Genomic DNA, 12,522 nt, shown 5'->3' with positions numbered 1-12,522 from the left:
GGAAAGATTGGGCGCGACGGCGGCCGGGCCAAGAAGCGATCATTGCGCGGTACGTCCGCGTTAAACCCACGATCTTTCGGAGGTAGGGCGCACCGTGGCCCAGTTCATCTACGTGCTTGAGAAGGCGCGCAAGGCGCACGGCGACAAGGTCGTGCTCGACAATGTGACGCTCAACTTCCTGCCCGGCGCGAAGATCGGCGTGGTCGGCCCGAACGGCGCCGGTAAGTCCAGCCTGCTGCGGATCATGGCCGGCGAGGACACGCTGAGCAACGGCGAGGCGCGGCTCATGCCCGGCTTCACCGTGGGCATGCTGGCGCAGGAACCCAAGCTGGACGAATCGAAGACCGTGCTCGAGAACATCGAGATGGCGGTCGCCGAGACCAAGGCCAAGCTCAACCGTTTCAACCAGATCGCCGAGCAGATGGCGACCGACTACTCCGACGAGCTGATGGACGAGATGGGTCGGCTGCAGGAGGAGCTCGACCACGCCGACGCGTGGGACATCGACTCCAAGCTCGCGCTGGCGATGGACGCGCTGCGCTGCCCGCCGGCGGACGAGCGCGTCAACGTGCTCTCCGGTGGTGAGCGCCGCCGCGTGGCGCTCTGCAAGCTGCTGCTCGAGCAGCCCGACCTGCTCCTGCTCGACGAGCCCACCAACCACCTGGACGCCGAGAGCGTGCTGTGGCTGGAGCAGCACCTGTCCAAGTACCCGGGTGCGGTGCTGGCGGTCACGCACGACCGGTACTTCCTCGACCACGTCGCGGACTGGATCGCCGAGGTCGACCGGGGCCGTGTGCACGGCTACGAGGGCAACTACTCCACGTACCTGGAGAAGAAGGCCGCCCGACTGGCCGTCGAGGGGCGCAAGGACGCCAAGATGAAGAAGCGCCTCGAGGACGAGCTCCAGTGGGTGCGTTCCAACGCCAAGGCCCGCCAGACCAAGTCCCGGGCCCGGCTCGACCGGTACGAGGAGATGGCCGCCGAGGCCGAGAAGACCCGCAAGCTGGACTTCGAGGAGATCCAGATCCCGCCGGGCCCGCGCCTGGGCAACCTGGTGGTCGAGTCCGACAAGCTCAAGAAGGGCTTTGGCGACCGGCTGCTCATCGACGGACTGTCGTTCTCGCTGCCGCGTAACGGCATCGTCGGCATCATCGGCCCGAACGGTGTCGGAAAGACGACGCTGTTCAAGACGCTGGTCGGGCTGGAGCAGCCGACAGACGGCGAGGTGCGCGTCGGTGACACGGTGAACATCTCGTACGTCGACCAGAACCGCTCCGGCCTGGACCCCAAGAAGACGGTCTGGGAGGTCGTCTCCGACGGCCTGGACCACCTGATGGTGGGCAAGGTCGAGATGCCCTCGCGCGCCTACGTCGCGGCGTTCGGCTTCAAGGGGCCGGACCAGCAGAAGCCGACCGGCGTGCTGTCCGGCGGTGAGCGCAACCGGCTCAACCTGGCGCTGACCCTGAAGATGGGCGGCAACCTGCTGCTGCTCGACGAGCCCACCAACGACCTCGACGTCGAGACGCTGTCGTCGCTGGAGAACGCGCTGCTGGACTTCCCCGGCTGCGCCGTGGTCATCTCCCACGACCGGATGTTCCTCGACCGGGTCGCCACCCACATCCTCGCGTGGGAGGGCGACGACGAGAACCCGGCCAAGTGGTTCTGGTTCGAGGGCAACTTCGAGGCGTACGAGAAGAACAAGATCGACCGGCTCGGGGCCGAGGCTGCTCGCCCCCACTCGGTCACCCACCGCAAGCTCACCCGTGACTGAGCAGGTGGAGCAGTCGGAGTCGACCAGCGCACCGGCGGTGTACCTCGCGCAGGTGCGCTGGTCGGACCCCGACCAGTTGGGGCACGTCAACCACGCCCGCTACCTGTCGTACTTCGAGGACGCGCGGATGGAGTTGCTGGCCGGGGCGCCCACGGGCGTCCCCGGCTCGCCCGCTGACCGGGGATGCATCGCCGCCCGGGTCGCCGTCGACTACGCGGCCCCGGTCGAGTTCCGGCCGGGGCTCGTGCTCCGGGTGGAGACCGAGGTCGCGGCGATCGGCACGTCGTCGTGGACCCTCGCGCAGCGCATGTGCGACGGGGAGAGGCCGGTCGCGCGCTGCGAGTGCGTGCTCGTGGCGTACTCGTACGCCGAGAGCAAGCCACGCCCGCTCGACGACGACGAGCGGGCGTACTGGCAGCGCTTCGCCGTCGCCGGCTGACCTGCCGCCAGGTGATCAACTTCGCGCCCGCTACGGACCGCTCACACGGCCGTGGCGGGCGCGCGACACTAGGTCGTCGGCGCGAGGGAGGAGTCCAAGGCAGATGTCGCGCTTCACCTACCAGTGCGCTCTTCGCTGGTCTGATATGGACGCGTACGGCCACGTCAACAACGCCCGCTTCCTCACCCTGTACGAGGAGGCGCGGGTGGCGATGATGTTCGACGGCGCCCGCGACGCGGGGATTACCTCGCTGGAGGAGGGCGTCGTCATCGCCCGCCACGAGATCGACTATCTACGCCCGGTCGACTATGGGCATCCGGTGCGGATCGACATGTGGCTCGAGGAGATCAGGCCCAGCCGCTTCGTGGTCGGCTACGAACTGTTCGACGACGGCGTCGTGGCGAGCCGGGCGCGGTCGGTGTGCGTACCGTTCGATCTCGCAGCGGGTCGCCCGCGGCGACTCACGGACGCCGAGCGCGAGTTTCTCACCCCGTGGCTGGAGTCCACCTCATGAGCTGGCTGGATCCGGCGAGCGTCGCGGATGCCGGCGCCTTCCTCGCGCGGCTGGTGCGGCTGGACCCGACGGCTCTGGTCCGGATGCGCCCGGCCGGTGGCCGCACGCTGGAGTTGTGGGCCCGCCTGCCGTTCGAGGTGCTGGTGACCCGCCGGGTGTGCGCCGATCTTGCGGAAGACGCGACGGTACGCGCGGCTGATCTACTCGACGCGCTCGACGCCGGCGCCGACCGCCTGCCGCCCCGCCGTGACGCGGAGTGGCGGTGGCCGCTGCCGCCGGAGGCAGGGCTCGTGGTCGAGCGGTTGCCGGTCGCCGAGCTGCACCGGGTGGGTGCGGCGGCCGAGGCCACGCTGCGGGCGGCCGTCACCGGCGGCGTACGGGGCAGGGCGGTCGGGGAGCGGGTGCTCCGCGACGCACTGCTCGATCACGTACCGGTGGTGGTGATCACCGACGACGGTACGCGGGTGGACGTGCCGCAGCGGCTCGTACAGGGCGTGGTGCGGATGGGGTTCCTCGGCGCGGCGCCGGCCCCCGGAGAGCCGGCCGGGGGAGCGGTCGAGGTGCGGCTGGCCCGTGGCTGGGTGGGTCTGGCGGGCGCTTTTGGCACGGGTTGGCATCGATCTTCGCGAGGGCTCGCGGTACGCCCCACGGGCTGAATTCGCCGCGCCGGCGTGACGATGGATTTCAATAAGCGCTGGGTACCCAAACGGCGGAAGAGTGTCTTGTAGCCCGTTGAACAAATTGGTAAATCCAAAGGGATGATGGTCTGTCTGTCCGATCATCGGCGCGGGCGCAGTTCGGGGCTGCCGAAACTCGTCCGAACGGGTAACTTGTTGGCTCGGGTCCACCACTGTTGAGGGTGTTGACAAAAGCCGTGGTGGGTTCGCAGGGGAGCGGAGCGAGGCGCACGGGGAGCAGGGAGCACGGATCTATGCCGTGGTGGCAGAAGCGTGCTGGGCAGACCGACACGCGGACAGAAGATTCGGCTGACGCCGGAACCGCTGGCAACACGGCCACGGCCGACCGGGCCGCGACCGTGGCGACGGTGACGTTGGCGCGCGTCGCTGCAGCACTTGACAAGCTGGATATTCGTTACCTCACCGACGGTGGCGGAACGCTCATCGCCCTCTGGGAGCGGCACGCGGTGCTGTTTGCCCTCGAAGGGCCGGACGACGAGATCCTGGTCATCCGGGCGCGGCCGCACATGACCGTCCCGCCGGACTGGGCCGACCGGTCCTACCGAGTGGTCAACGAGTGGAATCACACCCGCCGGTTCTGCAAGGCCTACGTCGGGGACCCGACCGACCGGGGGCAGCTGCCGATCTACGCCGAGATGCAGGTGCCGCTCGGCTCCGGGGCGCACGACACTCTCCTTGTCGAGCTGGTGGACTGCGCCGCGGCGGTGGCGCTCGGCTTCGTTGACTGGTTGCACGACGAAGGTGCCCTGTTGTAGGAGCCGGTGATGCCGGCCGGTGCCGGTGGCGTGGGACGATGGAGTACGGCCGACGCCTTTCGCGCTTGAGGAGTCGGTCGACGATGTAAGCGCCCGACTACCCACGAACGGACGACAGTGCCACCGACCGGTGCCAACCTGCCCGGGGCGACCCCCCCAGACAGCATTCGCAACTTCTGCATCATCGCCCACATCGACCACGGCAAGTCGACGCTCGCCGACCGGATGCTGCAGCTCACCGAGGTGGTCGACGCCCGCCAGATGCGCGCCCAGTACCTGGACCGCATGGACATCGAGCGGGAGCGCGGCATCACGATCAAGAGCCAGGCCGTGCGGATGCCCTGGACGGTGCGTGCGGGCGAGCGGGCCGGCGAGACCGTCGTGCTGAACATGATCGACACTCCGGGCCACGTCGACTTCACGTACGAGGTGTCCCGGTCCCTCGCGGCCTGTGAAGGGGCGGTGCTGCTCGTCGACGCGGCGCAGGGGATCGAGGCGCAGACCCTGGCGAACCTGTACCTCGCGCTTGAGAACGACCTACAGGTCATTCCGGTGCTCAACAAGATCGACTTGCCGGCCGCGCAGCCCGAGAAGTACGCCGAGGAGCTTGCGCACCTGATCGGCTGCGAGCCGAGCGACGTGCTGCGGGTCTCCGGCAAGACCGGCGAGGGTGTCGCGCATCTGCTCGACGAGATCGTCCGGCAACTGCCGGCGCCGAAGGGCGACGCGGACGCTCCGGCCCGGGCGATGATCTTCGACTCGGTCTACGACGTGTACCGGGGCGTCATCACCTACATCAGGGTGATCGACGGCCGGATCGAGGCGCGCGACCGGATCCGGATGATGTCCACCGGCGCCGTCCACGAGCTGCTCGAACTCGGCGTCATCTCGCCGGAGCCGATCAAATCCGCCGGGCTCGGGGTCGGCGAGGTGGGCTACCTGATCACCGGAGTGAAGGACGTCCGGCAATCCCGGGTCGGTGACACCGTCACCATCAACGCCCGGCCGGCCGACGAGGCGTTGGGCGGATACTCCGACCCCAAGCCGATGGTGTACTCCGGCCTCTACCCGATCGACGGTTCGGACTACCCGCTCCTGCGCGACGCGCTCGACAAGCTGAAGCTCAACGACGCCGCGCTGGTCTACGAGCCGGAGACCTCGGCCGCGCTGGGCTTCGGCTTCCGCTGCGGCTTCCTCGGTCTGCTGCACCTGGAGATCATCGGGGAGCGGCTGGAGCGCGAGTTCGGCCTGGACCTCATCTCCACGGCGCCCAACGTGATCTACCGAGTGATCATGGAGGACGGCGCCGAGCATGTCGTGACCAACCCGAGCGAGTACCCCGCCGGCAAGATCGGCCAGGTGTTCGAGCCGGTGGTGCGCGCCACCGTGCTCACCCCCAACGACTACGTCGGCGCCGTGATGGAGCTGTGCCAGGGCCGACGGGGGCAGTTGCAGGGGATGGACTACCTGTCGGCCGACCGCGTCGAACTGCGCTACACGCTGCCCCTGGCCGAGATCATCTACGACTTCTTCGACCAGCTCAAGAGCCGGACGAAGGGGTACGCGAGCCTCGACTACGAGCCCAGCGGCGAGCAGCAGTCCGACTTGGTGAAGGTGGACATCCTGCTGCACGGCGAGCCGGTCGACGCGTTCAGCGCCATCGTGCACAAGGACAAGGCGTACAACTACGGCGTCACCATCGCGTCGAAGCTGCAGAAGCTGATCCCCCGGCAGCAGTTCGAGGTGCCGATCCAGGCCGCGATCGGCAGCCGGGTCATCGCCCGCGAGACGATCCGCGCGATCCGCAAGGACGTGCTCGCCAAGTGCTACGGCGGTGACATCACCCGTAAGCGCAAGCTGCTGGAGAAGCAGAAGGAAGGCAAGCGGCGCATGAAGATGGTCGGTCGGGTCGAGGTGCCGCAGGAGGCCTTCATCGCGGCGCTGTCGACCTCGGACGCCCCGGCGGACAAGGGAGCCAAGAAATAGCCACCCGCTTCTGCCCGCGCTGCGCCGGCCCGCTGCCCGCCGCGCCACCGACCAGGTGCGGCGGGTGCGGCTATGAGCTGTATGTCAACCCCAAGCCGAGTGGCGGGGTGCTCGTGGTCTCCGGCGACCTGTTCCTCGCGCTACGCCGGGCGTCCGAGCCGAAGGCCGGGGAGTGGGAGCTGCCCGGTGGCTTCTGCGACGGCTGGGAGCACCCGGCCGACACGGCGGTGCGGGAGGCGAGGGAGGAGCTGGGCGTCGACGTCGAGCTCGGAGCCTTCCTCGGCATGTACCTGACTCGATACGAGTACCAAAACGAGATCTTGCCGGTACTCGACTGTTTCTGGCTCGCGCGGCTACGTGACGAAAAGATCCGCCTCAACCCGCTTGAGTCGTCCGAGTACACATGGTTGCCATTGTGCGACCCGCCGAGGTTGGCATTCGAGTCAATGGACCAAGCGGTGCGAGCGGCGTCGATTTCTCTTTCTCCGGGAGTTTGATCCTCCTGACGCCGGGGCATTACATGCGCAACAGGGAGCCGGGGCTTTCCAAGTGCCTCAGCGAAACGAGACCCCCCGGTCAAGGAGGGAAACCGTGACTATCACCGGCATCATCACCGCCATTATCGTCGGCCTGATCATCGGTGCACTCGGTCGGCTCGTCGTACCCGGTCGTCAGAACATTCCGGTCTGGCTGACCATGGTCATCGGCGTGGTTGCCGCACTCATCGGTACCGCGATCGCTCGGGCGCTCGGCGTCGCCACCACCAGGGGCGTCGACTGGATCGAGCTACTCATCCAGGTGGCCCTCGCCGCTGCCGGCGTGGCCCTGGTCGTGGGTATCGGTGGCCGTCGCCGCACCACCGTCTAACGCTTCACCCCGTACAGCCACGACGAAGCCCCCGGTCGCCGACCGGGGGCTTCGTCGTGACCGCGGACCCTAGGCCGCTCCGTACACCTCGGCGAGCACCTGGCCGCTGTCGACGGGGTTCACGGTGACCTTCGACCAGGCGCCGTCCTTCGCCGTCCACTCCCGGTCGGTGAAGCGCACCCGCTTGATCCCGCGATCCTTGGCGTACGCGACGAGCCAGTGCGCGTACTGCCAACCGGCGCGCACGTCCTTGACCGGCAGCGCCAGGCTCGGCGGGTCGCTCGGGGTGACCGCCGCGGTGATCCGGTCGCCCCAGTCCAGCCGCACCTCGGCGGCGAGTTCGTCGGCTGCCGCCGGTCCGCGGGTGGCGGGCTCGGCGGACAACCGGCAGGACACCGCGCCGACCGCCTCCCCGGTGAACGCCTTGGCGAGCGACTCGGCCTTGGCGGCCCACTGCTCGTACAACTCCGGGTGGGCGCTGCGCTGGACGGTCTGGGCCGCGTCCGTCACGCGCATGTTCTCCCAGCCCTTGACCTTGACCAGTGCCTTGTAGAACGTGCGGGTGGCGTACCGGGGGTCGCTGATCTGCGCCGGGGTGCCCCAGCCCTGGCTCGGCCGTTGCTGGAACAGGCCGATGGAGTCGCGGTCGCCGCCGCTGAGATTGCGCAGCTTCGACTCCTGCCACGCGGTGGCGAGGGCGACGGTGATCCCGCGCTGCGGCAGGCGCATGCTCAGGCCGATCGCCGAGATGGTCGCGGCGTTCGCCATCTGATCGGCGTCGAGCAGGATCTCGCCGCCACTGCCTCCGTCGACGACGCACGCCCGGGCGCTGGGTAGCCGGAGCCTCAGTTGCTTACCGACCCGGTCGACGACCAGCACAGCACCTACCGTGACGGCAATCACGAGCACCATCACGGTGGCCAGAGCGGTCCGAATACGCACGGTTACCCCCACCGAATTGACGACACCAGGGTACGACGCGCCGCAAACTGCCCATGAACGGTTTGGCGCTCAGAAGCTACTGTCAGCCCTGAGGTACCCAATTCGCATCGCGCTTCTCACGGAATGCGCGTACCCCCTCCAGCCCTTCGGGTGACCCGAAGTAGCGGATCGACAACGCGGTGAGGGCCTCGATCTCGGCGCCGATGTCGCAGCCTCGGCGCAGGAGTTGCTTCGCGCCGGCGAGGGCCCCCGGCGCGCCGCGTACCAGTGCGTCGGTGTACCGCGTCACGGCGGCGTCCAGGTCGTCGGCCGGCACTGCGGCGGTGACCAGGCCGATCTCGGCGGCCCGCGGGCCGTCGAACGTCTCCCCGGTCAGGTACAGCTCGGCGGCCGCCCGCGGGGCCAGGCGGGGGAGCACGGTCGCCGAGATCACGGCCGGGATCACGCCGATGCGAACCTCGGAGAACGCGAAGGTGGCGTCGGCGGCGCAGAGCGCGATGTCGGCGGCCGCGATCAGTCCCAGGCCCCCCGCCCGCGCCGGCCCGGCCACCCGGGCCACCACCGGCTTGCCGCTGTTCCAGATCGCGGCGAGCGCCTCGCCCAGCCGTCCGGCCGGCGGAGTAGTGGCGCCATTGGCGAGCGCCGCGGCGGTCTCCTTCAGGTCGGCGCCGGAACAGAAGACCCGGCCGGTGTGGCTGAGCACGATGGCGCGGACCTCGGCGTCGTCCTCGGCGGCTCCCAGGGCCGCCAGTAACTGCTCGATCAGGGCGGAGGAGAGAGCATTGCGATTGTCAGGGCTGTCGAGGGTGATCGTGGCGATCCCGTGGGCCTTCTGCGATCGGACTAGCTCAGGCATGCGGGCACACTAGACGGCATGCCCGGTGTACTTCCAGAAGGCGAGCCGGTGCCGGTTGATGGTTCGTTGCCGGCCTCCGCACTCGCCGCCCGCAGCAGCGTCGGCTTCGGCGTGTACCTGCACGTACCGTTCTGCGCCAGCCGCTGCGGCTACTGCGACTTCAACACGTACGCCCCGGGTGAGGGCGTGGTCCGCGACGGATACGTCGACGCGGTCCTCGCCGAGTTGGCGCTCGCCGAACGCGTTCTGGGCGAGCCACGGACCGTCGACACCGTGTTCGTCGGCGGCGGTACCCCCACCCTGCTGGACCCGGGTGACCTCGGCCGCATCCTCGAGGCGATCGACAAGACGTGGGGGCTGGCCAGCGACGCGGAGGTCACGACCGAGGCCAACCCGGAGTCGGTCGACCCGGTGTCCCTGCGGGCCCTTCGCGCGGCCGGCTACAACCGGATCTCGCTGGGGATGCAGTCGGCGGCGGAGAACGTTCTGCGCGTACTCGACCGCAGGCACACGCCCGGCCTCGCGGTGGCCGCGGCGGCGGAGGCCCGCGCCGCCGGCTTCGACCACGTCAACCTGGACCTGATCTACGGCACGCCGGGCGAGTCGGCCGACGACTTCGACGCGTCGCTGGCCGCGGTCGTGGACGCCGGGGTCGACCATGTCAGCGCGTACGCCCTGATCGTGGAGGACGGTACCCGGATGGCCGCCCGGATGCGCCGCGGCGAACTGCCGTACCCGGACGACGACGTCGCCGCTGACCGGTACCTGGCCGCCGAGGCGAGGCTGACTGCGGCTGGTTTTGGCTGGTACGAGGTGTCGAACTGGGCCCGGGACGAGGCCGCGCGGTGCCGGCACAACCTGCTGTACTGGACCGGCGGCGACTGGTGGGGGCTCGGCCCCGGCGCGCACAGCCACGTCGGTGGGGTGCGCTGGTGGAACGTGAAGCACCCGGCGGCGTACGCGGGGCGCCTCGGCAAGGGCGAGTCCCCGGCTCTGGCGCGGGAACTGCTGACGCCGGATGAGCGCCACACCGAGGACGTCATGCTGCGCCTGCGGCTGTCGTCGGGGCTACCGCTGTCGACGCTGCACGACGCGGGCCGGTCGGCGGCGCGGCGGGCGGTCGACGAGGGCCTGCTGGACGCGGGGTCGTACGCGGAGGGCCGAGCGGTGCTCACCCTGCGGGGCCGGCTGCTCGCCGACGCCGTGGTCCGTGATTTGTTGACATAGTTGGATCTGGGGGGTTTGACACCGGATCCGGTGTCAAACCCCCCAAGATTTGCTACTTGATCATGTTGATCGACATCGGGTACCGGTACGGCTGGCCGTCGTTTGCCTTGACGCCGGCAATGATCCCGAAGACGACGCCGAGGACCGTTGCGGCGAGCGGCACGAGGAAGAACACCGCGCCGACGATGACGAGTGATCCGCAGGCTCCGAGGACGTAGCCGACGACGCTGATGATCGACCAGGTGAGCTGGAAGTTGAGTGCGGCCACCGGGTGCGACCGGGCGGTCGGCGACTGCTGTCCCTTCACCAGGTACGCGATCAGCGGAGCGACAAAGCCCAGCACTCCGCCGCTGATGAACATGCCGAGTGCGCCGCCGAAGTGTGCGATCAGTGCCCAGGTCTTGTCGTCGCTGCTGGCGTAACCCGGTGGGGCGAATCCCGGACCGGGCGGGTAGGCCCCGGACGGTGGCGGTGGCGCGTAGCCGCCCGGCGGCGGCGGGGGCGGTGGCGCGTAGCCGCCCGACGGTGGTGGTTGCGGGGTGGTGGGGTCCGGCGGCGGAGCGCCGCCGGTACTGTCCCCGGGAGGGCGAGGCGGTTCTGTCATGCCCGTCACGGTAGGGCCATCGGCCAACCCGCGGTATCGACGCGCCACGAACTCATCGGGAAAAGCGGGCCGGGCCGGACGCTGGTCAGCTATTGGCGGCAGGCTATTTCCGATCAAACGGAGATAGCCGCCTCCTACCTTAGGATCTCGGGCGCGGCCGGATACCGATAGAGCTCGCCCTCGGCGGCCTTGATGCCCGCAATGATCCCGCAGATGAAGCCGATGAGGGTCGCGGCGAGGGGCAGTAGGAAGAAAATCAAGCCGACGATGAAAAACGATCCGCAGATTCCGAGCACGTAGCCGGCGATGCTGATGGTCGACCAGAACAACTGAAAGTTCAGCGCGTTGACGGAGTGCGCGCGGACGGTCGGCGACTGGTGGCCCTTGACCAGGTACGCGATCAGTGGCGGAACCCAGCCGAGAGTGCCGCCGGTGACGAGCATGGCGATCGCGCCGCCGAAGTGGGCGATCATCGCCCAGGTACGGTCGTCGTCGCTGACGGTTGGCGGCGTTGCCGCCCCGGGTGGGTAGCCGCCGGCGGTACCGTCCCCGGGTGGGCGGGGTGGTTCCGTCATCTTCACCACGCTAGGACCGCTGAAGATGCCTTGCCAACGGTTTCGGGGGGTTCGGGTGGACGTCCGGGTCCCCGCCGTCGGCCGGTCGGTCGACGATGAAGCGCGCTATATGTGGCGTAATAGGACAAAAGAAGCATCGCATCCGCGTCATTCGCGGCGCTAGACTGGCACTCACTCATGCGGAGTGCCAGCCGGCCCGTCGGGGACGGCCACGAGCCCGACGGGAGGTGCAGCCATGGCTCTCGACGATCGTAAGTTGGATGTCCTGCGCGCCATCGTCGAGGACTACGTCGCGACGCAGGAGCCGGTGGGTAGCAAGGCTCTCGTGGAACGGCACCACCTGCGGGTGTCTCCGGCCACGGTCCGCAACGACATGGCCGTCCTCGAGGAGGAGGGCTACATCCGGCAACCGCACACCAGTGCCGGCCGGGTCCCCACCGACCGGGGATACCGCCTGTTCGTCGACCGGCTCAGCCGGGTCAAACCGATGTCGCAGGCCGAGCGCCGCGCCATTGAGCGCTTCATGCTCGGCGCGGTCGACCTCGACGACGTGGTGCATCGCACTGTTCGGCTGCTGGCCCAGCTCACCCGCCAGGTCGCGGTCGTTCAGTACCCGAGCCTGTCGCGCTCGCGGGTGCGCCACCTCGAACTGGTGCCGCTGTCGACCACCCGACTCATGCTGGTGATGATTGCCGACACCGGGCGGGTCGACCAGCGCCTCGTCGAGTTGCCCGATACGCTTCCCGCCGACGACGTCGCAGACCTGCGTCGTCAGATCAACGAGAAGCTCGCCGGGTGCCGGCTCACCGACACCCCGCCGCTGGTTGAGGCGTTGCTGGACGAGGTGACGCCGACGCTGCGGCCAGCGATGACGGCCCTGTCCACCGTGCTGCTGGAGACGCTCGTGGAGCGCAAGGAGGAGCGCATCGCGCTCGCCGGCACCGCTAATCTGGCGCGCGGGCCGATGGACTTCCAGGGCACGCTGCGGCCCATCCTCGAGGCGCTCGAGGAGGAGGTCGTGCTACTCAAGCTGTTCGGTGAGGTCGAGCCGAGCAGTATGCGGGTGCTCATCGGGGATGAGAACGAGATTGAAGACCTCCGGGCCACCTCCGTGGTGAGTACCGGATACGGGCCGGGCACCATTGTGGTTGGCGGCATGGGAGTGCTCGGGCCGACGCGCATGGACTACCCCGGCACGATCGCAGCCGTACGTGCGGTGGCACGCTACGTAGGCGATCTGCTTGCGCAGGGCTGATTAGCTAGCTGTTTCACAGGGTGCATAGAGCGA

The 12,522-nt window shown here is 68.9% G+C and carries 14 protein-coding genes; 10 read left to right on the top strand and 4 right to left on the bottom strand.

The features are described from left to right. Nucleotides 1–94 precede the first annotated feature (94 nt). The 8 genes from ettA to HC028_RS22155 all read left to right on the top strand — a co-directional run bounded on the left by ettA (nucleotide 95) and on the right by HC028_RS22155 (nucleotide 7,030). The gene (ettA, locus tag HC028_RS22190; protein WP_168079318.1) at nucleotides 95–1,771 is read left to right on the top strand and encodes an energy-dependent translational throttle protein EttA; all 1,677 of its coding nucleotides are present in this window, start codon (nucleotides 95–97) and stop codon (nucleotides 1,769–1,771) included. Beyond that, the gene (locus HC028_RS22185; protein ID WP_168079317.1) at nucleotides 1,764–2,210 is read left to right on the top strand and encodes an acyl-CoA thioesterase; all 447 of its coding nucleotides are present in this window, start codon (nucleotides 1,764–1,766) and stop codon (nucleotides 2,208–2,210) included. Before ettA ends, HC028_RS22185 begins: the two co-directional genes overlap by 8 nt. A 103-nt stretch (nucleotides 2,211–2,313) precedes the next feature. Then, complete coding sequence (locus HC028_RS22180) at nucleotides 2,314–2,724, top strand: acyl-CoA thioesterase (protein WP_168079316.1); 411 nt, start codon at nucleotides 2,314–2,316, stop codon at nucleotides 2,722–2,724. Next, entirely contained in the window at nucleotides 2,631–3,380 is a 750-nt protein-coding gene (locus tag HC028_RS22175; RefSeq protein WP_476742329.1) for a DUF8010 domain-containing protein, read from the top strand. Before HC028_RS22180 ends, HC028_RS22175 begins: the two co-directional genes overlap by 94 nt. Nucleotides 3,381–3,655: 275 nt before the next feature. Then, entirely contained in the window at nucleotides 3,656–4,177 is a 522-nt protein-coding gene (locus HC028_RS22170; RefSeq protein WP_168079314.1) for a type III secretion system chaperone family protein, read from the top strand. A 117-nt stretch (nucleotides 4,178–4,294) separates the two neighbouring features. Beyond that, nucleotides 4,295–6,163, top strand: a complete 1,869-nt coding sequence (lepA, locus tag HC028_RS22165) for a translation elongation factor 4 (RefSeq protein ID WP_168079313.1) — start codon at nucleotides 4,295–4,297, stop codon at nucleotides 6,161–6,163. 113 nt (nucleotides 6,164–6,276) lie between these two features. After that, entirely contained in the window at nucleotides 6,277–6,660 is a 384-nt protein-coding gene (locus HC028_RS22160; protein ID WP_168079312.1) for an NUDIX domain-containing protein, read from the top strand. Between the two features lie 94 nt (nucleotides 6,661–6,754). Next, a complete protein-coding gene (locus tag HC028_RS22155; RefSeq protein ID WP_168079311.1) occupies nucleotides 6,755–7,030 on the top strand; it encodes a GlsB/YeaQ/YmgE family stress response membrane protein in 276 nt (91 codons plus the stop codon). A gap of 69 nt (nucleotides 7,031–7,099) precedes the next feature. Here the strand turns inward: HC028_RS22155 and HC028_RS22150 are convergent, their stop codons facing one another. Then, complete coding sequence (locus tag HC028_RS22150) at nucleotides 7,100–7,942, bottom strand: hypothetical protein (protein ID WP_168079359.1); 843 nt, start codon at nucleotides 7,940–7,942, stop codon at nucleotides 7,100–7,102. Between the two features lie 112 nt (nucleotides 7,943–8,054). Continuing rightward, nucleotides 8,055–8,828, bottom strand: coding sequence for an enoyl-CoA hydratase-related protein (locus HC028_RS22145; protein WP_168079310.1), 774 nt, complete (start codon nucleotides 8,826–8,828; stop codon nucleotides 8,055–8,057). Between the two features lie 18 nt (nucleotides 8,829–8,846). On the opposite strand from HC028_RS22145, the gene hemW reads away from it, so the two are divergent. Further along, a complete protein-coding gene (gene hemW / locus HC028_RS22140) occupies nucleotides 8,847–10,055 on the top strand; it encodes a radical SAM family heme chaperone HemW (protein WP_168079309.1) in 1,209 nt (402 codons plus the stop codon). 52 nt (nucleotides 10,056–10,107) lie between these two features. Here hemW and HC028_RS22135 read toward each other — a convergent pair whose 3' ends face one another. Together HC028_RS22135 and HC028_RS22130 are read right to left on the bottom strand one after the other, a co-directional pair. Then, a complete protein-coding gene (locus HC028_RS22135) occupies nucleotides 10,108–10,659 on the bottom strand; it encodes a DUF4870 domain-containing protein (RefSeq protein ID WP_168079308.1) in 552 nt (183 codons plus the stop codon). A 134-nt stretch (nucleotides 10,660–10,793) separates the two neighbouring features. After that, the gene (locus HC028_RS22130) at nucleotides 10,794–11,234 is read right to left on the bottom strand and encodes a DUF4870 domain-containing protein (protein WP_205861618.1); all 441 of its coding nucleotides are present in this window, start codon (nucleotides 11,232–11,234) and stop codon (nucleotides 10,794–10,796) included. A 235-nt stretch (nucleotides 11,235–11,469) separates the two neighbouring features. Here HC028_RS22130 and hrcA point away from each other — a divergent pair, with 235 nt between their 5' ends. Beyond that, a complete protein-coding gene (hrcA, locus tag HC028_RS22125) occupies nucleotides 11,470–12,489 on the top strand; it encodes a heat-inducible transcriptional repressor HrcA (protein WP_168079306.1) in 1,020 nt (339 codons plus the stop codon). Nucleotides 12,490–12,522: the final 33 nt, after the last annotated feature.

The organism is Planosporangium flavigriseum (assembly GCF_011947225.1).
Classification (GTDB): Bacteria; Actinomycetota; Actinomycetes; order Mycobacteriales; family Micromonosporaceae; genus Planosporangium; species Planosporangium flavigriseum.
Note: the sequence above shows the minus strand (reverse complement) of the source record. Positions and strands in the feature narration are given on the sequence as shown.